Origin of the sequence: [Erwinia] mediterraneensis (assembly GCF_900604315.1) — a bacterium.
Taxonomy (GTDB): Bacteria; Pseudomonadota; Gammaproteobacteria; order Enterobacterales; family Enterobacteriaceae; genus Pantoea; species Pantoea mediterraneensis_A.
Genome location: NZ_LR026981.1, coordinates 1 through 21,410, shown reverse-complemented (window position 1 = coordinate 21,410; position 21,410 = coordinate 1). Strand labels below are relative to the sequence as shown.

Sequence of the window (21,410 nt, the reverse complement as noted above, 5' to 3'; positions counted from 1 at the left end):
CTTTGGGAAAGTAGCTTTACGGAAAGCAATAACCTGAGGGATAATCCGGGCAGATTTCAAACCTGAGCACGCTCTGCTGAGGGCACCATTCACCCTGATAAGGACACCGATGACTGACCCGATTGATGACAGCCTGCTGCCGCGCGCCTTGCATCTCTCTTCGATAGAGGCTCAGGATACGTTTGCCCTGGCGGCGATCAACGGTAGCCAGCCATTGAATCCGGCGCAGGCCTACCTGATCGGTCTCTCGTCCTCCGCCAGCCGGCAAACGATGGGCTCTTTCCTGAATATCGTGGCGAAGATGCTCGGCTTCAGCTCCCTGCAAAGCTGCGCCTGGGGCAGTCTGCGTCGTCACCATATTCGGGGCCTGCTGGAAATGCTTTCGGTCAGTGGCCGGGCACCCGCCACCATCAATACCTATCTGTCTGCCCTGAAAGGCACCGCCCGCGAGGCATGGATGATGAAGCAGATGGATACCGAAAGTTGTCAGCAAATTCTGGCCGTACGCGCCGTCCGGGGAAGCCGATTAACCCGTGGCCGGGCGCTGGCAGCCGACGAAATTCACGCCTTGTTTCGCAGCTGTGAACAGGACCCCGGCTGCAAAGGCCCGCGCGATGCCGCGATGCTGGCAGTGATGCTCGGCTGCGGTCTGCGCCGTTCGGAAGTGATCAACCTGGATTACGCCAGCATTCTGCATCAGGAACAGGCGCTGGTGGTGCGCGGCAAAGGGAATAAAGAGCGGCTGGCTTTTATGCCGGATACGGTCCGGCAACGCATCCATCTGTGGACAGAAACCATCCGCGGCGAACTGGACGGGCCATTGTTTACCCGGATACGTGCCGGTGACGATGTCACTTTTCAGCGCATGACGCCGCAGGCGGTGTATCACATTCTTGGTCAGCGTCGGGTTGAAAGCGGTATAGATGAATGCGCACCGCATGATTTACGCCGCACATTTGCGACTATGATGCTGGATAATGGCGAGGATCTGATCACCGTCCGGGATGCGATGGGTCATGCCAGCGTTACCACCACGCAAAAATATGACCGGCGCGGGGATGAACGTTTACGGAAGGCGGCGGATAAGCTGAAATTTTAAGAGCCTCTTTCGCCACTTAACAGACTTTTCGTCAATCAGAGAACCAGTAGTGCTTATACCCTGCACCCATAAAACCTTATAAGTGCAACAACATTCGGGCTGGAAGAAAACCAGACCAATCTCGTTGATTACGGGATGTAATTATAATTAAGTCTGATTAACTTTGCACCAGTAAAAATTGAATTCGTGCACTCCAGCCATGAAAAAAATTTCCATTCACAAATAAAAGCGAGGTTAAAAATATATTACTCGCAACATTATTCCTGACGCCGTTCTTTTTTATGAGAAATATAAAGGCTTAACACAAGTAAAAAAATCAAATTGTTTTTACCTGCCAGTAAGAAATTTCTGATTGATAAGGTAATATCCTTCTTCGCACTTGCTTACGTAAAATTTACACTCAGTTTAATTAATAGTTCAGACGAAGATGTCGAATACAAGGATGTTGGGGGCGCTCAGCGCCATATTTCTTTCTTCATATACAGTTGCTGCGCCATTAACACCGGGCGACCGTGATTACATACAGAATCAGCAGCAACAGCGTGTGCAGCAGGATCAGCAGCAGCGCGATGCACTGTGGAATGCTGCCGCCCCGCAGGGCATGGCCGCTGAAAATTCCGGTTCATCCAGCCCCTGTTTCCCTGTAAATCACATCATGATTCTTTGTGACGCTGATATCAAAAAGCCAGCAACAGCACATTACTACGCCCTATATTAACCATTGTCTGAACTTAACAGAAATTAATGCGCTGATACATGACATTTCAGCCTGGTATATGCAACGCGGTTATATCACCAGCCGGGCCTTTTTAACGGAACAGGATTTGTCCCAGGGTAAGTTAATTATTCCGGTACTGGAAGAAAAATTAGAGTCTATCCGGATCGACGGAAAACATTCACGTATGCTGAAGATGGCCTTCACCAGGCTGGAAGGGAATATTCTGAATCTGCGTGATATTGAACAGGGCATGGAACAAATTAACCGGGTACGCCGTACACCAGTTCAGATTGAAATTCAGCCATCCTCCAGGCCCGGTTAGATGACTTAGTTGAAGGGTTGCCAGATGCCTATAATCGCTTCCTTGAGATCCTGAAAGCAGAGGATCGAATAGATCCAGACTTTTATTAAGTGACAGATATCCCGCCCTCAAAGGCTGGGTTTTTTATCTGTTGCTCAGTCAGTACTTAAGCCGAGTGGGAGAAAGAACCATGCCTAAAGAAGCGGTGTTCACGATGAAGCTGGAAAGCTCCCTGCGGGAAGACTTTATCGCCGCAGCCAAAGCCAGCGACAGACCGGCCTCTCAGGTGGTACGTGAACTGATGCGGGAATACATCAGGCGTCAGAGCGAGAGCCGGGCTTACGATGCTTACCTGGCGCAGAAAGTGGAGAAAGGACGTCAGTCCATCCGGTCAGGTGAAGGAGTGGATAACGAAGAGGTTGAAAGGCTCTTCGCAGAGCGGCGGGCCAGAGTGGCAGATAAGGCATAAAGGTGCGCTGGGTGTCGGAGGCACTGGATGACCGTACAGCGATATGGGATTACCTGACAGAACGAAATCCGCAGGCCGCAGCGGAGATGGATGAGCGGTTCAGCGAGTCGGCTGCCCTGCTGACAGAGCAGCCGCTGATGGGTGTGCCGGGAAAGATAGTCGGCACGCGAGAGCTGATACCGCATGAACATTACCGGCTTGTGTACGAGCTGGATGAAGACACTGATACCGTCTGGATAGTGACGCTGATCCACACAGCCCGGTGGTGCTGGCCGCCGGTATCGCCGGACATTCCGTAATCCGTCTGTGAGCCGGACTATTCGTGCCCGGCAGAACATGGCTGTTCAATGCTGCTTCTCCCCGGCCATTAGCCATAATGCAGCGTGATTATGCGCACTCCCGCCTCTGCCAGGTAATGAATGATGATGGAAATATGCAGGGATCTGGCGGTAAACTTGTTGAAACATCAATTAAATCTACAGATGTCAGACCTGCCTTCGCCTCTACATTCCGCTGACATAGCCTCCGTCTACAGGCAACGTAACACCTGTTATGTACTGCGCAGCATCGCTGCACAGAAAAATGGCAGCACCTGTCAGGTCATCGGCACGCCCCCAGCGTTTTAAAGCCGTACGTTGACAAATATGCTCCGCTGCTGAGGGGTCGCTCCACAAAGGACGCGTCATACTGGTCTTATGATAGCCAGGCGCTATCGCATTTACCCTGACGCCCTGAGGTCCATAGCGATGGGCCAGAGCCCGGGTCAGACCGGTTACGCCACTTTTACTGGCACAGTATGCAGGCACCAGGGCATCAGCAAGGTAGCTCAACATTGAAGCCACATTCACAATACAACCGCTGCTTTCAAGCAGCCTGGGTATAGCAGCCTGGCTGAGTCGCATTACGCTGTTCAGATTTACATCCATCACCTGCATAAACACAGACTCTTCATATTCTTCTTCGGGACGCGCAACACCGGCGGCGTTGATAAGCACATCAAGTTTCAGGAGCGAGGTGAAGAGCGCTGAGACCTGCGCGCTATCACTGACATCGAGCTGCCGAAAATCAATCGCTTTATCTTCAGCACGCTCCCGACAGTCCGCCAGCTTACTGGCAGAACTGCCTGTCGCTATTGTTGTTGCTCCCAGTCGGCTGAAGCCCCGGGCAATCTCCAGCCCTATACCGCTGGTACCGCCTGAAACCAGCACGGTTTTGCCTGCAAACATATCAGGAAGAAAACCGGATAAAATATCGCTCATATTTTTTCCTTTAAATCTGGCTCAGCACAGCTGCTTAAGTACGGCGACGACCTTTTCAGGCGTAATTTCAACCGCTTCGTTATAGATGATTTCACCCGGTCGGCATGCACGCATGGCAATGCGTTCAAGACTGCCAGGATGAGGATCCTTTATCCCCAGCTGTTGCAACGTAACCGGCAAGCCGATCTTTTCGCAGAAGGTTTTAACCTGCAGGTAAAAATCATCAGGGACATGCTGAAGCTTCAGTTCAGCCAGTACCCCGACAGCCACTTTTTCGCCATGCAGATAATCATGCGTTTCATCCAGTTCACACAGGCCATGATGGATGGCATGAGCCGCTGCCACACCGCCCGACTCGAAGCCAATACCGCTGAGCAGGATATTGGCTTCGATAATGCGTTCGATGGCCATACCCACGCGCTGTTCCCGGCATTCTGCCAGCGCCTGCTCTCCGAATTCAAAGAGCGTCTCCAGACACTGCCGGGCAATAGTCCAGGCTACCGGCAGTCCGCGCATGCCAAAAGAATTGTTGCTGTTACTCAAACGGCAAGCTTCCGCTTCGCAGAAAGTAGCCAGTGCATCACCCATGCCAGCCACCAGAAAACGGGGTGGAGCCATCGCAATCAGCCTACTGTCCACCACGACCAGATCTGGATTGCGCGGCAAGAACAGATCGTAATCAACCCTGCCATTTTCCTGATAAACTACAGCCAGCGCACTGCAGGGAGCATCCGAGGCTGCAATCGTAGGCACGATGATACTGGGGCTGCGGTGATACCAGGCAACGGCTTTCGCGGTATCGAGCACCTTTCCGCCTCCCACGCCTACGATGACGTCGGCCTGATAATGTTCAGCCCGTTCTCTGAGGCGCAGAATCTCCTTTTCAGTACAGTCGCCACTGTGACGCTCGGTGAACACATCCGCCAGATTTGCGCAGGCATCCCGGACCGGCTGATGCAGGGTATCCCAGATGCCGCGATCAATAATCAACAGCGAACGTTGTCCGAAGGTGGCAATTTCTTTTCCGAGAAGGCGTAAAGCACCTTCGCCCTGTATGTAGCGGCCCGGGAAACGCGCACCTTTTATTCTCTGCTTGTTTTCATCACCAACAGACATAGCCACCATCCGCAAGTACAATTGAGCCTGTCATCAGGCTGGACGCTTCACTCGCCAGGAAAAGTACGACGGAGGCCACTTCTTCCGGACGACCCATACGCTGCATCGGCGTACCGCCGACCCAGTATTGATGCATTTCAGGGCTATCATTGACGTAAGCGGTCATTTCAGTCGCGATATAGGTTGGCGCTACGGCATTAACGCGCACTCCGCGCCCTGCCCATTCAGCAGCCAGCGACCGCGTAAGATGATGTACGGCAGCTTTTGAGGCGTTGTACTGAGATTGTTCCTGTGGACGGTTGACGATAAACCCGGACATTGACCCCACGTTCACCACCGTTCCGCCTCCTGCCTCCAGCATCGCTTTACCAAATGCGCGGCAGCACCAGAACACACCGTTCAGGTTAACATCAATCACCCTGCACCAGTCACTGTCGCTCATGTTTTCTGCTTTTTCACAGATGGAGATGCCTGCGTTATTCACCAGGATATCTACCCGCCCGTAACGTTCAACCATCTCTTTACTGATGGCATTCACGACGTCAGGCTGCGTAACATCCAGCGTGTAGCTGTCAACCTGATACCCTTTTTCACGCAGTCCGGCTGCGGCTTGTTCTGCGCGCGCGCTGTCGATATCGGTTATCGCCAGCCGGGCGCCAGCTTCACCCAGCGCATCCGCAATGGCCAGGCCAATACCCCGTCCCGCACCGGTAATAACCGCCAGTTTGCCGCTGACGCTAAATTTTTCCAGGTACATGCTATTCCTCTCTGAAGATATTAATGACCGCCGAGCGCCAGCTCATCGAGTTGGTCATAAAGCGCCTGGCTGTTGAAATAGAGTTGATTGAAAATCGGCTGCATTTTCTGATACACCGCCTGCCAGGCGGGATCCGGATGAACCTCTTCGCTGTATTTTACGAAGCGTTCGGCTGCAGATTGCGGCGTGTCGGCATGTCCCACAGCGGCAGCCGCCAGCGCAGCGCAGCCCAGAACGCTACATTCCGCCTCTTCCGGCACCACAACCGGCACGCCATAGATGCTGGCTTTGATTTTCAGCCACAGCGCCGAGCGCGCCCCGCCGCTGGATGCGACAATACGCTCCAGCTTCTGTCCTGTAGCCTGCTCCATCACGCTGATATGTCGTGCCGCTGCAAAAGCCACACCTTCCATCACGGCCCGGTGCAGTTCGGGTAACCGGTGATTAGCCGCCAGGCCAAAGTATTGCGCTCGCGCATTGCGATGTTCACCCAGCCTTTCACCCGTCAGGTAAGGCAGAAAGAACAGCCCGCGTGAGCCGGGCGGAGCCGTCTCTGCAAAAGCATTTATTTCGGCATAGCTCAGCTTATTCTCATGCAGGGCGCGACGCGCCCAGCGCATGCCGTCTCCGCCGGTTTCCAGCAGCACAAAAGGCCCCCAGTCACCCGTGCAGGTGGCGACATTCGATATCTCCGGGTCCAGTAGCGGTTGTGGTGTAATCGTCGTAATGATGCAGGACGTGCCGGTGACATCCGATCCCAGGCCCGGGCGCGATACACCGGAGCCCAGCAGCGCCATGGGATAATCGCCTCCGCCGACAAGGACCGGAGTACCTGCCTGTAAGCCCAGCGCCTGCGCCGTGGCGGGTAACAACGCTCCCAGCACCTCACCCGCCTGACGAATGGGCGGAAGGAGATCGGCCCGGATGCCAAGTCGATCGAGCATGGCACCAGACCAGTCGCCTGTTGCCGGATCCATCATAAAACTGCAGGATGCTTCGGTGCGGTCCTGTGCCAGTTCACCCGTCAGCCGGAAATTGATGTAATCTTTGGGCATCAAAACAACGACGGTACGCGCCAGGGCTTCCGGTTGATTATCGCGCAGCCACTGCAGCTTGAACCCCGGCCATGCGGGTGTCGCCGGGTTACCGCTGTCCTGCAGATAGACTGAAGGTGCAAAGCGTTTTTCAAAATCACGCACCTGTGGCGTAGTGCGTTTGTCATTCCACAACATGACAGTTGTACTGACCAGCTCACCCTGAGCATCAAGTAATACGGTGCCGTGCATCTGCCCGCAGGCGCAGATCGCTGCGATGCGGGATGCGGCATCCGGATGCCTTTCCATTAATGCCTGTACACTCAGTCTGACGCCCTGCCACCAGTCGGCTGGTGCCTGTTCGGCCCAGCCGTACTGCGGCACATGCTGCTCATGCTCTTTGCTGGCGATATCAATAATTTTCCCGTCACGGTTTACCAGTGCGGCCCGGGCGCTGCCGGTACCGACATCGATCGCAAGGTAGTAATCCTTATTCATGAGAAACTCCTTAACGCTTCAGCCAGCCGGTACCTTTTTGCAAAAGCATGGCCAGTACAATGATCACCCCCATGCATACCTGCTGGTGGTATCCCGGGACATTGATCAGATTCATGATGTTGCCAATGACACCGAATACCAGCACACCCAGCAGCGTGTTGAACACGCCACCACGGCCGCCCGCAAGACTCGCGCCACCAATCACAACCGCCGCGATCACATCCAGCTCAGCGCCTACGCCTACGGTTGCTGAACCCACGCCCGAGCGGCTGGTAATAATGACCCCTGCCAGCGCAGCCAGCGCGCCTGAAATGGCATACACAGCCAGCACATAACGCGCTACCGGAATGCCCGAAAGGTGAACCGCCTCTTCATTGGAGCCAATGGCTTTCACCAGACGACCAAAACGGGTCAGATTAAGAAGAACGCCTGCGGCAATAAATACACACAGCATCAGAACGCCCGGCAGCGGCACGCCGAAAATACTGGAGGTGCCGAAATCCGTGATGGACTCTCCCGCCTCTGCCATCATGACCGGCTGGCCATTGGAAATGATCAGCGCGAGACCGCGCGCTACTGCCATCATGGCAAGCGTCATGACAAAAGGCTGAAGGCGCAGGTAGGCCACAAGAAAACCGCTGACAAGCCCGCACAGCATGCCCGCCGCCAGCACCATCGCGACCGAAACGCCGGCGCTGTAGTGGTTAACGATAACGGCGGACAGCACACTGCCCAGCGCGGCAACCGATCCGACAGAAAGATCGATGCCGCGCGTCAGAATCACCAGCAACATACCAACAGCCATGATCCCTGTTCCTGACACCTGGCGAAGCACGTTCATGATGTTGCGCTCGCTGAGAAACGATGAGGACAGGGAGGCAGCACACATCACCAGTAATATAAAAATAATTGCCGTGCCGTAACGACGAAAAAACTCACCGGCGTCAAAATGGGCTTTATGCCCGCTGGAACTGACTGACAGGGAACTCATCAGAAATTCTCCGCATGGGAAAGAGAAGAGCGATTGGTCATCGCCATGGAAAGCAGATTTTCTTCGGAGTAGTCAGCAGGCTGCAGTTCGCCGCAGATTGCCCCCTCCGACATCACCAGCACCCGATCGCATAAGCCAAAAAGCTCCAGATGCTCTGAGGAAATAACAATGACTGCCATGCCGCTCCGGGCAAGTTCGGCAATGAGCTGATAGATTTCACGTCTGGCGCCTACGTCAACGCCGCGGGTCGGCTCGTCCAGGATGATCACCTGCCCACCAAGGTTGAACCATTTGGCGAGAACCACCTTCTGCTGATTGCCGCCTGACAGCGATGACACCGGAGCATGGAGCCCTGCGCTCTTCAGCCGCATCCGCTGCGCCAGTTTGCTGACCACTTCATGCTCGCGGGCATGCTGAATAAAACCCAACGGTGCCATCACAGCTTTGTCATTAGCCATGGTGACGTTCGCCCGAACAGGCATATCGAGCACCACGCCCTGTCGCTTGCGGTCTTCCGGCACCAGCGCAATTCCGGCTTTTACCGCCTGTTGTGGCGTACGTAAGGAGACCTTCTGACCGTTCAGGTAAACAGTGCCGCTGTCGCTACGATCGGCACCAAAAATCAGACGCGCTACTTCAGTACGTCCCGACCCCACCAGGCCTCCGAGTCCGACAACTTCGCCCGCATGTACGCTGAAGCTGACATCGCGTACTTTGCGACGGGCATTCAGCTTCTCCACGCGCAGAACTTCCTGCCCTTTTTGACGGCTGTCATGATCGGTAAACAATTGATCGACAGGCCGACCTACCATCAGTTTGATCACTTCAGACATCGTGGTACTGGCAGGGCTTTCAGTGGCGACCCACTGCCCGTCTTTCATGATGGTCATGCGGTCGGCGATACGGAATACTTCATCCAGGCGGTGGGAGATGTAAACAATAGCGACCCCAACACTTCGGAGATCATTGATAATAGCCAGCAGACGGTCAGCGTCCTGGGTGGACAACACCGCAGTCGGCTCGTCAAATACAATGACGCGTGCATCCTGTGAGAGCGCCCGTGCAATTTCCACGATCTGCTGATGTGCGACAGAAAGGTCGCCCACAATAGCGGAAGGATTAATGTCAAAACCCAGCCGGCGCAGGATGCTGCTCGCTTTGGCGCGAAGCTTCGGCCAGGAAATAAAGGTCGGTAAATCGTGCAGGAAAATGTTTTCAGCAACCGTCAATTCCTGCGCCAGCGCCATCTCCTGATGAATCAGCGTAATCCCTCTTGCCATCGCGGCTTTGGGACCTTTTATCTGCACCGCCTCGCCATTATCGTAAACAGACCCGCTGTCAGGAGCGTGCTCGCCGCCGAGCACACGCATCAGAGTAGACTTTCCGGCACCGTTCTCGCCAAGAAGTGCATGCACTTCGCCGGCGGCTAACTGCAACTGCGCACCTTTAAGTGCATGGATACCACCAAAGGTTTTGGTAATATCCCGCAGTTCAATCAGTGGCTGAACCATAATTCTGTTCCCCGGTAGAGGGGGCGATATCACAACGCCCCGGACAATCAAAAGATGGAGTCGGCTTTATAAAATTTGTCTACATTCTCCTGGGTGACTGCCGCCGGCTTCGTGTAATAAACGCGTGGGAAACCCTCGGCCAGTTTGTCCTGCAGCGCCTCGACACCGAATTGAGCAGCCAGTGTGCCGATCTGGTCCGGGTCGTTCAGACCGGTCGCACCATATTTTCCTTCCTTAATAAGCCGGTACGCCTCTTTTTGTCCATCAGCCGCTGCCAGCAAAACCACTTTATCTGCCTTACCGGCAGATTCGAGCGCCTTGCGCGCGCCCAGCACCATGGAGTCGTTTTCACCCAGCACGACATTGATATCGGGATGCGCTACAAGCAGATCTTCCATCGCCTTCAGACCGCCTTCCTGCGTCCAGTCCCCCCATCCCTGCCCCATAATCTGAAAACCGGCTGACCCGCCCTGTTGCAACTGCGCTTCGGTAAGACCGCGTATGACGCCGAGACGGCGCTCCTCCCCGACCACATTGCCTTTCGTTCCTGAAATCAGTGCGATTTTGATCGGTTGGCCCTTCATTTTGTTGGCCAGCCAGGCCCCGGTCAGTCTGCCGTTCTGATCATTCGATGACTGAACCAGTGTGATGTACTGCGCGCGTGAATTGAGGGCGCTGTCGAACACAATGACCTTCACACCTGCCTTGCTGGCCGCATTAACGGCTGGCACCAGACCTTCAGGATCGCGGGGGTCGATCAGCAAAACGTTAATGCCTTTAGCGACCATATCTTCCACATCGCTAATCTGTTTGGACATATCGTTGCGGCCGTCAGAAGTCGTCACTTCACAGCCCATCGCTTTGGCTTTTTTGCTGGCGGCATCAAGTGCCGCGGCGTAATAAGGCGCACCCAGCGTAAACATTGAAATGCCCACCAGACAGGAATCGGCTGCTCGTGAGCTACCGGCGAATAAACTGGTAAGGGCAAGGGCATAACAGGACAGTCGGTAAGGCAGTCGCATGATGTTCTCCTGAGGCACCCGGGAAAGGTTCAAACCCGAACGCTTGTCATTATGTTGGTCTGTCATTCACCTTTTTACGTATTATTATTACCTATGATTAAATAAATAAAACGGTAAATAGCTATTTTTTGCTCAAAATCACAAAATATTAACTTTTATTCATCTGCATACTGTGATTAAAAATACCTATCGTGTACTTTTATTACAAAACAACACAACAGGAGTCACTTCCGATGAAATGGGTAGAACCAATTGGCTGTCAGGTTGACCTGCAACAGGGGCTGATGCATAACGCCACCGGACACTATCAAAAACGTCTCAGCGACCTGGATGGTCTTTATGCAGATGAAGAGGCGTACAAGGCGCTGCTGGACCGTATAGGTGATGCAGTGGTTTACGAAGTCACGGAATGGCGCCCGCAGGTGCGAAATGGAGACATGATTTTTGGTCTGACACGCATGAGCCCGGGCCAGGTCGGCAACGAATTTTTTCTGACGCGTGGCCATATTCATGCCGTCGCTGATCGCCCGGAAATCTATTTCGGACAACGCGGCGAAGGACTGATGCTGATGGAGTCGCCTGATGGTGAAACCCGAACAGTAGAAATCAAGCCGCAGACGGTGTGTTATGTCCCGCCGTACTGGATCCACCGCTCGGTCAATACAGGCAATAGCGATTTCGTCATGTTGTTTGCCTACCCGGCTGACGCCGGACAAGATTACGACATCATCGCACGCTCGGGTGGCATGCAAAAACGCGTCATTGCCAGTGACCATAAGGGCTGGACGCTGGTCGATAATCCCGCGTGGCAGGCCCGCACTACTGAAGAAGTTAACCGGTTGTTCAGTGCAACCGATACGGAGGTAGTGTAATGAATCCGATATTTGAGCTTATCCACGCAACGGGTGTTGTTCCGGTTATTGCGATTGAACGCGCCAGGGATGCGCTGCCGCTTGCAGACGCACTGCTCGAAGGCGGTCTTCCGCTGGCTGAAATTACCTTCCGCACCGCAGCCGCGGCAGAGGTCATTGCCACTCTTACTCGTGAACGCCCGGAGCTTCGGATTGGGGCGGGTACGCTGTTGAACGAAGAGGCGGTAAACCAGGCAAAAGAGAGCGGCGCGACCTTTGGTCTGGCGCCGGGATTCGACCCGCGGGTGCTGGATGCGGCAGTAAAATATGGTCTGGATTTTGCGCCGGGCATTATGACACCGAGCGAACTTTCTATGGCAGCGTCGCTCGGGCTGCGTGTGATGAAATTTTTCCCGGCGGGCATTGCCGGCGGTCCGGCTGCGCTCAGTGGCATCAATGCGCCGTTCTCACACCTTGGGCTGCGCTTTATTCCGACGGGTGGCATTACTCAGGATACGCTGGGCGACTGGCTGCGCCTTCCGCAGGTGCTGGCTGTGGGAGGCACCTGGATCGCTCGCAGCGAAGACATTCGTAACGGGAACTTCACAGAAATCACCCGCCTTGCCCGCGCGGCGTGTCAGCAGGTTCAACAGATCCGGGAGCAGGCATAATGGCTAAATACACGCCAGCAAATCGGCCAACGCTCTATTTCATTGGCGTCACCACCAGCAGCAGTTCCATTATGAATGTCTTCCCGGCCTGGGCAGATCTGCTGCACCTTGGCGACGTCACCATCAAGGGTATCGATTTTCCCCCCGGAGCACCGGCGGAGCATTATCGTGAAGCCGTGGAATTCATTAAACGGGACCCGCTATCACTGGGTGCGTTAGTGACGACCCATAAAATTGATCTGTTTAATGCCTGTCGCGATCTTTTCGACAATACCGATCCGTTGGCGTCTCTTCTTGGCGAAACCAGCTGTCTGGCGAAGCACTGCGGCAAACTTCACTGTTATGCTAAAGATCCGATTTCATCTGGCCTCACGCTGGAAGGCTTTCTGCCAAATGATGCTTTTCATGATAATCGCGACGTACTGATATTCGGTGCCGGTGGTGCCTGTATCGCTATTAGCTGGTATCTGATGCAGCCTTCGCGCGGAAAAAATCGCCCGTCACGCCTGATTGTCAGCGACCGTAGTGAAAAACGGCTGGCAGAACTGAAAAACCTGCATCAGCAATTCGATCCGGCTTTTCCTGTCAGCTATCACCTGGTGCAAACCTCTGCAGAGAGCGACATGTTGCTGAGCGCCCTTCTCCCCGGTTCACTTGTTGTGAATGCTACCGGCATGGGTAAAGACCTGCCGGGTTCGCCGATCAGCGACAATGCCCGTTTTCCTGAAAAAGGCCTTGTCTGGGAACTCAATTACCGCGGTGAGCTGATCTTCCTTCATCAGGCGAGAGCACAGCAGAAAGCTCAGCAGTTGCAGCTGGAAAATGGCTGGAACTATTTCATACATGGCTGGACACAGGTGATTGCCGAAGTATTCGAACTGCCCGAGGGGGCTGTCGCGAACGAGGCTTTTAACGCGCTGTCCGACTGCGCCGCCCGCGTTACCGGACAGGGGAAACAATCATGAATCGTATTCTTGTTACGCCACGCTCACTCACCAGCGGCGGTCATCCGGCCCTTGATATGCTCACGCGCGCGGGTTTCGAAGTGGTATTGTCCGAACCGGGCAAGCTGCCAGATGAAGCCTCTCTGCTCCATTATGTTGAAGGTTGCGTTGGCTGGCTGGCGGGTGTCGAACCGGTATCCGAAAAAGTGATCGATGCTGCACGTGATCTGAAAGTTATCAGTCGTAACGGCGTAGGCGTCGATAACCTGCCGGTAAACAGGTTGCGGGAACGTGACATCTGTCTTTGCACCGCTGATGGTGCCAATGCCTCGGGCGTGGCTGAGCTGGCGATTGCGCTGATGTTTGCCAGTCTGCGACATATTTACATCACCAGCAGTGGAATTAAGCGAGGCGAATGGCCACGTGTTCAGGGTAATGAGTTTCGTGATCAGGTACTGGGAATTATCGGCTGCGGGGCTATTGGCCGTGAGGTAGCACGCCTGGCCTGCGCGCTTGGTTGCCGTGTGCTTGGATTCGATCCGATGGAACCTGAACTGGGGCTGCCCGCCGATCGTTTCAGTTATGCCTCGCTTGATGATATCTGGCGGCAGTCAACCATGATCACCCTGCACTGCCCGCCTCCACGCGATGGCGCAACGCTGATTGGTGCAAGTCAACTGGAACAGATGCAACCCGGCACACTTATTGTCAACACGGCACGGGCCGGGCTGGTGGATGAATGCGCGGTGATCGACGCGCTGGACTCAGGAAAACTGACAGCCTATGCAACCGATGTATTCAACGAAGAGCCCCCGCAGTCACTGGCGCTGGCAGGCCATCCGCGCGTGATCGCGACCAGTCATATTGGCGGTTTTACGCGGGAAAGTGTTGATCGGGCGACGGAAATCGCGGTGATGAATATTCTGAAGGTGCTGAAGGAAAAATCTTCATGGCGGTAAATCTCAGCGCGATCGCTTTTGATGGAACACTGGCAGAGAGGTTAAGGCGTACCCAGCCGCCAGTCCGCGGGGTAGAGCTTTTCTGGCTGGGGCAGGCTGGTTTTATTTTGCGAAATGCAGAGCACTGCGTGGTTATCGATCCTTATCTGTCAGACTCGCTGGCAGAAAAATATCGGGGGCGACCTCTGGCTCATACCCGGATAATGCCCGCGCCGATCCAGGCGACAAGCCTGACCAACGTGACACATATTCTCGTGACGCACCATCATACCGACCATATGGATGGTGCCACACTGGCACCTTTACTGAATGCATCGCCCGATGTGCAACTGATCCTGCCGCGCGCTGCCCTGACATTAGCGTCTGAGCGCATTCCGCTCTCCGGCGCAGAAAACATCACTGGGGTGAACGCAGGGGAAAGCTTGCAACTGGCATCCGGGCTTTCCGTTCACGTAGTCAGAGCCAGCCATGAAACGCTGGAACAGGACGATGCGAAAAATTACCGTTTTTTGGGCTATGTTATACAGATGGGCGGCATTACGATTTTCCATTCCGGTGATACAGTGCCTTTTGCGGGACAGGTTGAAGAACTGGCGCCTCTGGCTATCGATCTTGCATTACTACCGGTAAACGGACGCAGTGAGAATCTCCGCGCTCAGGGCATTCCGGGTAACATGAGCGCAGATGAAAGCTTACTTCTTTGCGTACAGTGTAAGATCCAGTATATGATCGCGCATCATTACGGGTTGTTTGATTTCAATACCGCTGATCCTGCCGCTCTCGATATGATGGCCCGTTCGGTATCCAGGCCTTCACTGGAACGCGCCCGATTACAAACCCGTTATTTACTGGAAATACCCCTGTCTGCCGAGAGAAATGAATGACTCAGGATCACAGCCTTGTTAGGGAACCGCAGCAAAATTTACTGGAAGTAATCCGCAATTTCCGTCCTGATTTACGCAAATCTGACCGGAAAGTCGCTGACGTAGTGCTGGATGATCCACGCCTTATTTTGAGCGATACGGTAGCTGAACTGGCTGCCCGGGCAGAGGTCAGTCAACCAACAGTACTGCGTTTTTGTAGCGCTATTGGTTGTAGCGGCTACCCTGACTTTAAGTTACGACTGGCGCAAAGTCTGGCGCTCGGCATGCCTGCAACGCATTCAGAACTTGAAGGCAGCGACACACCAGACCAGATAGTGGAAAAAATTTTTGATTACACTCTGACGAGTCTTGACTGGGCACGCTATCACCTTGATAAGGTAGCCCTGAGCGATGCTATCGATTTGCTGACTGCCGCCAAACGAATTGATTTTTTTGGCTTTGGCGCGTCAGGCATTGTCGCCAGGGACGGGCAACAAAAATTTCCGCTGTTTGGCGTACCCTGTGCAGTTGAGGTGGATATGCATCAGCAGATTATGCAGGCATCAATGATGCACCCGGGTGAAGTCTGCGTGCTTATCTCCAACACCGGCTCGACCAGGTCATTAATGGATGTGGCGCGCACCGCGAAAGAACGTGGTGCTTCGGTTCTGGGCCTGATTGGCTCAGCGGATGCCCCGCTGAGAAGCTACTGTGACGTGGTGCTGGTGGTTGAAACGCTGGAAAACACCAGCCTGTACACGCCTATGACATCCAGAATCGCGGCGCTGGTTGTCATTGATATCCTTTCAACGGCTGTGGCACTCCGTCGCGATACGAACGAAGAGCATCAGAAGGCGTTCATTGCCATGAAACAACGACTCAATGAAGCGCGGTTTAACTGATACCACAGAAAACGGCTGCGTCATTGGTGGGACAACTGTACATTTTGATCCTGAAAGCAAAGTGCCCGTGGTAACGGCTAAATATGGTGACAAATAAAAGGAATGTTATTTGCGAATATGCGCTTAGTTCTCTAAATGACGTTGTTAGCTTTGCAAAGTTTGTCAGCTATGCAGAAGATTTGTCCCAACTGAAAGAGTTGTTTGAGGACGAACAAAGCAGAAATAATTACCAGCAAACATGGTTTGAGTTGGAAATGGTCAACGCGCTCGCTCTTTCAGAATGGGAAAATGAAGGACGTCCTGTTGATTGGCGGTCTCGCTGGGAATCAGACTATAAACATGATGCTTCCGAACTAATAGCTGAGTTACTTGGTTCCTTGAAGTAAATATAAAACCCCAGCCAATCGGCTGGGGTTTTTACTTTACAGGTCCGTCGGTTATGTCTCTTCCACCAGCCGGACGATCAGCTACCCCGGCGCGGTGGCAAACCTTGAGATATACAGCGCGGATTTCGGGCGGCAGATACTGACTATCGTGCAGGACAAGGGAAAGCTGGACCGGGTGGTGCCGGTGGGCGAGCGGGCGCTGTGGTGGCTGGAGCGCTATATCCTTGATGTTCGTCCGCAATTGCTGGCGGGAGCGGACTGCAAGGCGCTGTTCGTGGCGATGGACGGTGTGGCGGGGCTGACGGCGAACGGCATAACCGGCGCAGTGGCGCCGTACCTACGAGCGGCCGGTATCGACAAGGGGAGCTGTCATCTGTTCCGGCACGCGATGGCAATGCAGATGCTGGAGAACGGGGCGGACCTGCGCTGGATACAGGCTATGCTGGGACACCGCAGCATAGAGAGCACGCAGATATACACCCAGGTGAGCATCCGGGCGCTTCAGGCGGTGCATGTGTCGACCCATCCGGCGGATGCAGGCAGAAGATAAAACTGACAGGGACGAAAACAATCGCCATAATGACACCACAACCGACACCACAAAAGGAGTGCAGGATGAGCACAATCCACTTCAGGATAGATGACGAAACCAAACGTCTGGCGATGCAGGCAGCAGAGCGTAAGAAGTTGAGCCTGACAGAAATCATGCGTCAGCGGGCCGAAGAACTGGCAGCAGAAGAGCGGCAGTATCAGGACAGTGAACATGATGTCTGGCTGGAACAGCAGATAACAGAGGCGTTCAGCCGCTATGATGCCGGTGAAGGCAACTTCATCAGCGACGATGAAATGAACCGTCATATGGATGAGCTGAAAGCGCAAGCAACGCGGGGCAGGCTGTGACATTATCCGTTCAGTGGGAAGCGCAGGCACGGACAGACAGGGAAGCCATCTTCCGTTACCTGTATCAGGAAGCGGGCCTGCCGGTCGCCAACGCAACAGACGATAAGTTCGTTGGCATGGTCAGTATCCTCAGAGAAAATCCGCTGGCAGGCACGAAAGCCGGGAAAACGACGAAACAGCGTAAACTGGTGGTTCCCCGCTTCCCGTTCATTATCGTCTATGTGGCTGAAGAGACGTCGGTTCGCATTCTGCGGATACTACATACATCCAGGAAGATAACCAGCCGCTATCTGAAAAGTTAGCCCGTCCTCTGTGAGCCGGTTACCGGGATCGGGACATCTTTAGTCGCAAAAGCAACAGGGAAAGAGTGATAGCGCATATTTATGCGCATCAGTCTGTTGTCTGCATACCTTTGTGTATTAACTATGACAGCGCCGGAAAACCGGTACGTAGGACGCTAATAAGCATGAGGACCATCCCGTCTTCCCGATCCCAGTAATGGTGAAATAGGGTTATCAGAATGGCTTTGAAACACAGGGAGATTAAGTGGTTAATAAAAAGAAAGGAAATGAGACTCCATCGAAGATCGCCTGAATAAGCCTGAAGCTCAGAACCGCACTCCATTTGACATTCGCGTAGCAAAGACCCCACATGTATGCGAGAGACGCAGGATAAAAATGAATGAAAGCTGACTGGTATGAACTTCCAGATGTTTATACGTACTACATAGATTCGATGATCGGGGTTCGTTTACAGGCTGGATGTGCTTCATGAAAGAAATACATATGCCTGGTATATGTAGATGCCAGACATATGCAAACGTTCATTCTGTCTGAACGTAACGTTAAAAGCGGATAGCCAGCAGGAAGTTAACAACGTTGAAATATTTATCAAATAATTTGGCTATCAGGTGCAGGGCTATGCAGACAGGGCTCAAAAGCAGCTAAATAATTTTTATTTAGCTGCTTAGGATTACGATACATGCAGGACATTTACGGCTTATCGTAATCGGTATAGGCATTTTGCAGCACAATATGGTCAGCAATATATTTGGCGTCGTGCCATACGCCATAAATAAAGGAGGATGCCCGATTAACCAGGTTCGGCAGACCGAGAAAGTAAATGCCGCGCTCGGCAGAAATACCGCGTTTATGAAGTGGCAAACCATTTTCATCAAATGCATCGACCTGCAGCCAGCTAAAATCAAATTTAAAACCGGTTGCCCAGATGATAGTGGTAATTCCTGCCGCCAGAAGATCTAACTGACGCAGCGGATTCTTAAGGCATTCCGGATCCGGTAGCAGCGCCCAGGCTTCCGGCTCAGGCGGTAAATCCAGGCCGTTGCGCTCAATATACGCATCGGCGTCGCGTAACACATCAAAATAAGCTTTATCGCCTTCTGCAATATTCTCAGCCAGCCCATCAGCGAAAGACAGTACGTTGTTATTCCAGCTTTGGGTGACGCCCACCAGAGTAATGCCCATATGCGCCAGCCGGCGAAAATCTACGGTTTTTCCGCCTTCATAACCGCTTACCGCAAAGGCGACATGCTCTTTTTTTGGCTTAATTTTCACCTCATCCCACAGGCCCAGCGCACCCAGCCACCAGCAATAATCGCGATTACGATAGGAACGCGGCGGACGGTAATGCTCGCCAACGGAAAGATAAACGTCACGCCCCGATTTTCTCAGCTCTTCCGCAATTTGCGTACCTGATGCTCCGGCACCGACTACCAGAACATTGCCTGCAGGCAGCTGCTGTGGATTCTTATAGGCTGAGGAGTGGATCTGTTGCACATGCGCGCTTTCCGGCACAATCGGCGGGAAAGAAGGCTTCTGGAACGGCCCGGTTGCTGCGACAACATTTTCCGCTTCAAATTCTCCCATCGAGGTGATTACCTTAAAGCCAGTGCGGCCAGCCAGACGCGTCACCTGATGGACTTCTACGCCGGTGCGTATTGGCGCATCAAGCATCCTGGCGTAATCTTCGAAATATTGCGCCATACGCTCTTTCGGCGGAAATGCTTCCTGAGAAAGATTGTCAAATTTCAGCGATGGGAAACGGTCATGCCAGGCCGGGCCATTGGCAACCAGCGAATCCCAACGCTCTGAACGCCAGCGTTCCGCAATGCGATTACGTTCTAAAACAACATGTGGTACACCCATCAGCGACAGATGCTCGCTCATTGCAATACCCGCCTGACCGGCACCGACAACCACAGTATTAATTTTTTCTGATGACATGTGAAATCCCTGCATATAAACGACCCCGATCGTTTTCAGTGCTGATAATAATCAGGTGTCGTGTTAATGATAATCAGACTTTTTAAATGCAACGCTTAGGAAAATAAAAATCACTGGGATATAAATTAGCGACCGGATTCGACATTCAATATTTTCCCTAACCCAAAAAATTTATTGGCGATAATCAGCATCGAAGCCGTAACTACAATATAAATTACCGATAATGCAGATAAAGTAGGATCGGCAAATTCACGGACATAGTTGTACATCGCCACAGGCAACGTCTGGGTCATTTGTGTAGTAATAAACAGTGAGGCCGTAAATTCATTAAATGAAAGAATGGCCGCAAATAACCAGCCACCGAAAAGACCGGGTAATATCAGCGGCACAGTGATCGTCCATACAACACGTAACGGCGAAGCACCAAGGCTGGCCGCAGCCAGTTCAATGCGCTGCTCAAGGTTTTTCAGCGACACGTACACGCTGCGTAATACAAATGGCAGCACCAACACGATGTGGCAGAAAATAACCAGCGGATAACCACGACTGAGATTAAGCTGCGATACCAGCATCAACAGACCCAGGCCAATCGTGAAATGTGGAATAAACAGCGGCGACAGCAGGATGCCTTCCAGCACCTGTTTACACGGAAAGGTATAACGCTCAATGGCAATCGCCAGCGTCGCACCGATAATCACTGCCAGTGATGAGGCCCAGAAAGTGACGATCAATCCTGAGTAAAAACCGTTACGGAAGTCGTCATAATTTACCGCACGTTCAAACCAGCGCAGCGACCACCCTTTTGGCGGAAAAAACAGCACGGAAGTGCTGCTGAAGGAAGAAATAAACACCACGATGGTCGGCAGCAGCACGAAAATCAGAATGGCAATCACGAGTAAGCGTCCGGCCAGGGTAATCAGTTTATCATTCATCGACCGTGTCATTTTAATGCTCTCCCATCGCATGCAGGAATCGGGTCATGCGTTTTAACGCCATCAGTAGCATGATGGTCAGAAGTAACCCGGCAATGCTTAACGCGGCAGCGAACGGAAAGTTCATTGACGCGAAACCGAGCTGATAAACCATGGTTGCTACCGTACTGACGCGCCCGCCGCCGATCAGCTGCGGCGTCGCGAAGGCGCTGAAGGTCCAGGCAAAAGCGGTAGTCAGACTGGCAACAATGCCGGGAACTGACAGCGGAATGGTGATCGTCAGTAGCGTGCGCACCGGACCGGCACCCAGACTGGTTGCGGCTTTTTCATAATCGGGGTTGATGTGTGATAAAGCGGTAGCCAGCATCAGCACCATAATCGGCATCGTGACGTGCACCAGGGCAATGACAACACCGGTCTGGGTAAACATAAACTGTAAAGGCTTACTGATAATGCCCAGCATCAGCAGCAGACTGTTTAAAAAACCGCTGTTGCCCAGAACAATAATCCATGAATAAGTGCGTACAACCTCACCAAGAAACAGCGGCGTAATGGCAATAATTAAAATGGCGGATTTAATCCATGCGGTGCGCGTACGTACCAGTGCATAGGCCAACGGATAACTCATTAACAAGCCAAACAGGGCCGTTTTTGCGCTCAGCATTACCGTGTTGAAAAAGGCATCGGCATAAATGGGTTTCAACAGGCTGTTAAAGTTAGCCAGAGTAAATCCGCCTACATCCAGCGAGCCAGGGATATAGGCTCGCATGCTGAACTGCATCACTGAAAACATGGCGACAACCAGCCCGAGCGCGGTCAGCGTGGCGGGTATAATGAACCAGGGTAAAAATGTCGGTTTTCTCGTCATAGACGTTGCTGCCTGAATAAAATAGTGTGGCTAACCCGGGGACGGGCAGCAACACGTGCTGCCCGTTTCACTCAGTGAGACATGATGTTTTCAGAGAACCACTGACGCCATTCAGC

The 21,410-nt window shown here is 53.2% G+C and carries 24 protein-coding genes and 1 pseudogene; 15 read left to right on the top strand and 10 right to left on the bottom strand.

The window, feature by feature from the left end:
• Positions 1 to 109: 109 nt before the first annotated feature.
• The 5 genes from E0E17_RS19755 to E0E17_RS19740 all read left to right on the top strand — a co-directional run bounded on the left by E0E17_RS19755 (position 110) and on the right by E0E17_RS19740 (position 2,886).
• Positions 110 to 1,099 carry a tyrosine-type recombinase/integrase gene (locus E0E17_RS19755; RefSeq protein ID WP_130835882.1) on the top strand — a complete coding sequence of 330 codons (990 nt, stop codon included), beginning with the start codon at positions 110 to 112 and terminating at the stop codon, positions 1,097 to 1,099.
• Positions 1,100 to 1,541: 442 nt separating this feature from the next.
• The gene (locus E0E17_RS20495) at positions 1,542 to 1,817 is read left to right on the top strand and encodes a hypothetical protein (RefSeq protein ID WP_237680853.1); all 276 of its coding nucleotides are present in this window, start codon (positions 1,542 to 1,544) and stop codon (positions 1,815 to 1,817) included.
• On the top strand, positions 1,765 to 2,139 hold the full coding sequence (locus E0E17_RS20490; protein WP_237680852.1) for a POTRA domain-containing protein: 375 nt from the start codon (positions 1,765 to 1,767) through the stop codon (positions 2,137 to 2,139). Before E0E17_RS20495 ends, E0E17_RS20490 begins: the two co-directional genes overlap by 53 nt.
• A 169-nt stretch (positions 2,140 to 2,308) precedes the next feature.
• Positions 2,309 to 2,587, top strand: a complete 279-nt coding sequence (locus E0E17_RS19745; RefSeq protein WP_130835881.1) for an antitoxin of toxin-antitoxin stability system — start codon at positions 2,309 to 2,311, stop codon at positions 2,585 to 2,587.
• Positions 2,588 to 2,598: 11 nt separating this feature from the next.
• Positions 2,599 to 2,886, top strand: a complete 288-nt coding sequence (locus tag E0E17_RS19740) for a type II toxin-antitoxin system RelE/ParE family toxin (RefSeq protein WP_439654647.1) — start codon at positions 2,599 to 2,601, stop codon at positions 2,884 to 2,886.
• Between the two features lie 204 nt (positions 2,887 to 3,090).
• Here E0E17_RS19740 and E0E17_RS19735 read toward each other — a convergent pair whose 3' ends face one another.
• The 7 genes from E0E17_RS19735 to E0E17_RS19705 are packed head-to-tail and all read right to left on the bottom strand — an operon-like array spanning position 3,091 to position 10,775.
• Positions 3,091 to 3,846 carry an SDR family NAD(P)-dependent oxidoreductase gene (locus E0E17_RS19735; RefSeq protein ID WP_130835879.1) on the bottom strand — a complete coding sequence of 252 codons (756 nt, stop codon included), beginning with the start codon at positions 3,844 to 3,846 and terminating at the stop codon, positions 3,091 to 3,093.
• 21 nt (positions 3,847 to 3,867) lie between these two features.
• Complete coding sequence (locus tag E0E17_RS19730) at positions 3,868 to 4,962, bottom strand: glycerol dehydrogenase (protein WP_130835878.1); 1,095 nt, start codon at positions 4,960 to 4,962, stop codon at positions 3,868 to 3,870.
• Positions 4,949 to 5,719 carry an SDR family NAD(P)-dependent oxidoreductase gene (locus E0E17_RS19725; protein WP_130835877.1) on the bottom strand — a complete coding sequence of 257 codons (771 nt, stop codon included), beginning with the start codon at positions 5,717 to 5,719 and terminating at the stop codon, positions 4,949 to 4,951. Before E0E17_RS19725 ends, E0E17_RS19730 begins: the two co-directional genes overlap by 14 nt.
• A gap of 20 nt (positions 5,720 to 5,739) precedes the next feature.
• Positions 5,740 to 7,251 carry a xylulokinase gene (locus tag E0E17_RS19720; protein ID WP_130835876.1) on the bottom strand — a complete coding sequence of 504 codons (1,512 nt, stop codon included), beginning with the start codon at positions 7,249 to 7,251 and terminating at the stop codon, positions 5,740 to 5,742.
• Between the two features lie 10 nt (positions 7,252 to 7,261).
• Positions 7,262 to 8,242: an ABC transporter permease gene (locus tag E0E17_RS19715; RefSeq protein ID WP_130835875.1), complete on the bottom strand. Its 981-nt coding sequence runs from the start codon at positions 8,240 to 8,242 to the stop codon at positions 7,262 to 7,264.
• Positions 8,242 to 9,753 carry a sugar ABC transporter ATP-binding protein gene (locus E0E17_RS19710; protein WP_130835874.1) on the bottom strand — a complete coding sequence of 504 codons (1,512 nt, stop codon included), beginning with the start codon at positions 9,751 to 9,753 and terminating at the stop codon, positions 8,242 to 8,244. Before E0E17_RS19710 ends, E0E17_RS19715 begins: the two co-directional genes overlap by 1 nt.
• Positions 9,754 to 9,800: 47 nt before the next feature.
• Entirely contained in the window at positions 9,801 to 10,775 is a 975-nt protein-coding gene (locus E0E17_RS19705) for a sugar ABC transporter substrate-binding protein (protein WP_130835873.1), read from the bottom strand.
• A gap of 233 nt (positions 10,776 to 11,008) precedes the next feature.
• On the opposite strand from E0E17_RS19705, the gene E0E17_RS19700 reads away from it, so the two are divergent.
• The 10 genes and pseudogenes from E0E17_RS19700 (at position 11,009) to E0E17_RS19655 (ending at position 17,553) form a co-directional block, all read left to right on the top strand.
• A complete protein-coding gene (locus E0E17_RS19700; RefSeq protein ID WP_165446274.1) occupies positions 11,009 to 11,647 on the top strand; it encodes a glucose-6-phosphate isomerase in 639 nt (212 codons plus the stop codon).
• On the top strand, positions 11,647 to 12,297 hold the full coding sequence (gene eda, locus E0E17_RS19695; protein WP_130835872.1) for a bifunctional 4-hydroxy-2-oxoglutarate aldolase/2-dehydro-3-deoxy-phosphogluconate aldolase: 651 nt from the start codon (positions 11,647 to 11,649) through the stop codon (positions 12,295 to 12,297). The genes E0E17_RS19700 and eda overlap by 1 nt, the downstream gene beginning before the upstream one ends.
• Positions 12,297 to 13,262 carry a shikimate dehydrogenase gene (locus tag E0E17_RS19690; protein WP_130835871.1) on the top strand — a complete coding sequence of 322 codons (966 nt, stop codon included), beginning with the start codon at positions 12,297 to 12,299 and terminating at the stop codon, positions 13,260 to 13,262. The genes eda and E0E17_RS19690 overlap by 1 nt, the downstream gene beginning before the upstream one ends.
• Positions 13,259 to 14,200: a phosphoglycerate dehydrogenase gene (locus E0E17_RS19685; RefSeq protein ID WP_130835870.1), complete on the top strand. Its 942-nt coding sequence runs from the start codon at positions 13,259 to 13,261 to the stop codon at positions 14,198 to 14,200. The genes E0E17_RS19690 and E0E17_RS19685 overlap by 4 nt, the downstream gene beginning before the upstream one ends.
• Positions 14,191 to 15,084, top strand: coding sequence for an MBL fold metallo-hydrolase (locus tag E0E17_RS19680; protein WP_130835869.1), 894 nt, complete (start codon positions 14,191 to 14,193; stop codon positions 15,082 to 15,084). The genes E0E17_RS19685 and E0E17_RS19680 overlap by 10 nt, the downstream gene beginning before the upstream one ends.
• Positions 15,081 to 15,965 carry an SIS domain-containing protein gene (locus tag E0E17_RS19675; protein ID WP_130835868.1) on the top strand — a complete coding sequence of 295 codons (885 nt, stop codon included), beginning with the start codon at positions 15,081 to 15,083 and terminating at the stop codon, positions 15,963 to 15,965. The genes E0E17_RS19680 and E0E17_RS19675 overlap by 4 nt, the downstream gene beginning before the upstream one ends.
• 83 nt (positions 15,966 to 16,048) lie before the next feature.
• Positions 16,049 to 16,351, top strand: coding sequence for a hypothetical protein (locus E0E17_RS19670; RefSeq protein WP_130835867.1), 303 nt, complete (start codon positions 16,049 to 16,051; stop codon positions 16,349 to 16,351).
• Positions 16,352 to 16,439: 88 nt separating this feature from the next.
• A pseudogene (locus E0E17_RS19665) lies at positions 16,440 to 16,901 on the top strand (tyrosine-type recombinase/integrase); the annotation flags it as partial.
• Between the two features lie 65 nt (positions 16,902 to 16,966).
• Positions 16,967 to 17,251 (top strand): damage-inducible protein J, encoded by a 285-nt coding sequence (locus E0E17_RS19660; protein ID WP_130835866.1) that lies wholly within the window; start codon positions 16,967 to 16,969, stop codon positions 17,249 to 17,251.
• Positions 17,248 to 17,553 (top strand): type II toxin-antitoxin system RelE/ParE family toxin, encoded by a 306-nt coding sequence (locus E0E17_RS19655; RefSeq protein ID WP_130835865.1) that lies wholly within the window; start codon positions 17,248 to 17,250, stop codon positions 17,551 to 17,553. The genes E0E17_RS19660 and E0E17_RS19655 overlap by 4 nt, the downstream gene beginning before the upstream one ends.
• Before the next feature lie 690 nt (positions 17,554 to 18,243).
• On the opposite strand, the gene E0E17_RS19650 is transcribed toward E0E17_RS19655, so the two are convergent.
• From E0E17_RS19650 to E0E17_RS19640, 3 genes are all read right to left on the bottom strand, one after another.
• Positions 18,244 to 19,494, bottom strand: a complete 1,251-nt coding sequence (locus E0E17_RS19650) for a flavin-containing monooxygenase (RefSeq protein WP_130835864.1) — start codon at positions 19,492 to 19,494, stop codon at positions 18,244 to 18,246.
• 125 nt (positions 19,495 to 19,619) lie between these two features.
• Positions 19,620 to 20,426 carry an ABC transporter permease gene (locus E0E17_RS19645; protein ID WP_237680851.1) on the bottom strand — a complete coding sequence of 269 codons (807 nt, stop codon included), beginning with the start codon at positions 20,424 to 20,426 and terminating at the stop codon, positions 19,620 to 19,622.
• A gap of 13 nt (positions 20,427 to 20,439) precedes the next feature.
• A complete protein-coding gene (locus E0E17_RS19640; protein WP_130835862.1) occupies positions 20,440 to 21,294 on the bottom strand; it encodes an ABC transporter permease in 855 nt (284 codons plus the stop codon).
• Positions 21,295 to 21,410: the final 116 nt, after the last annotated feature.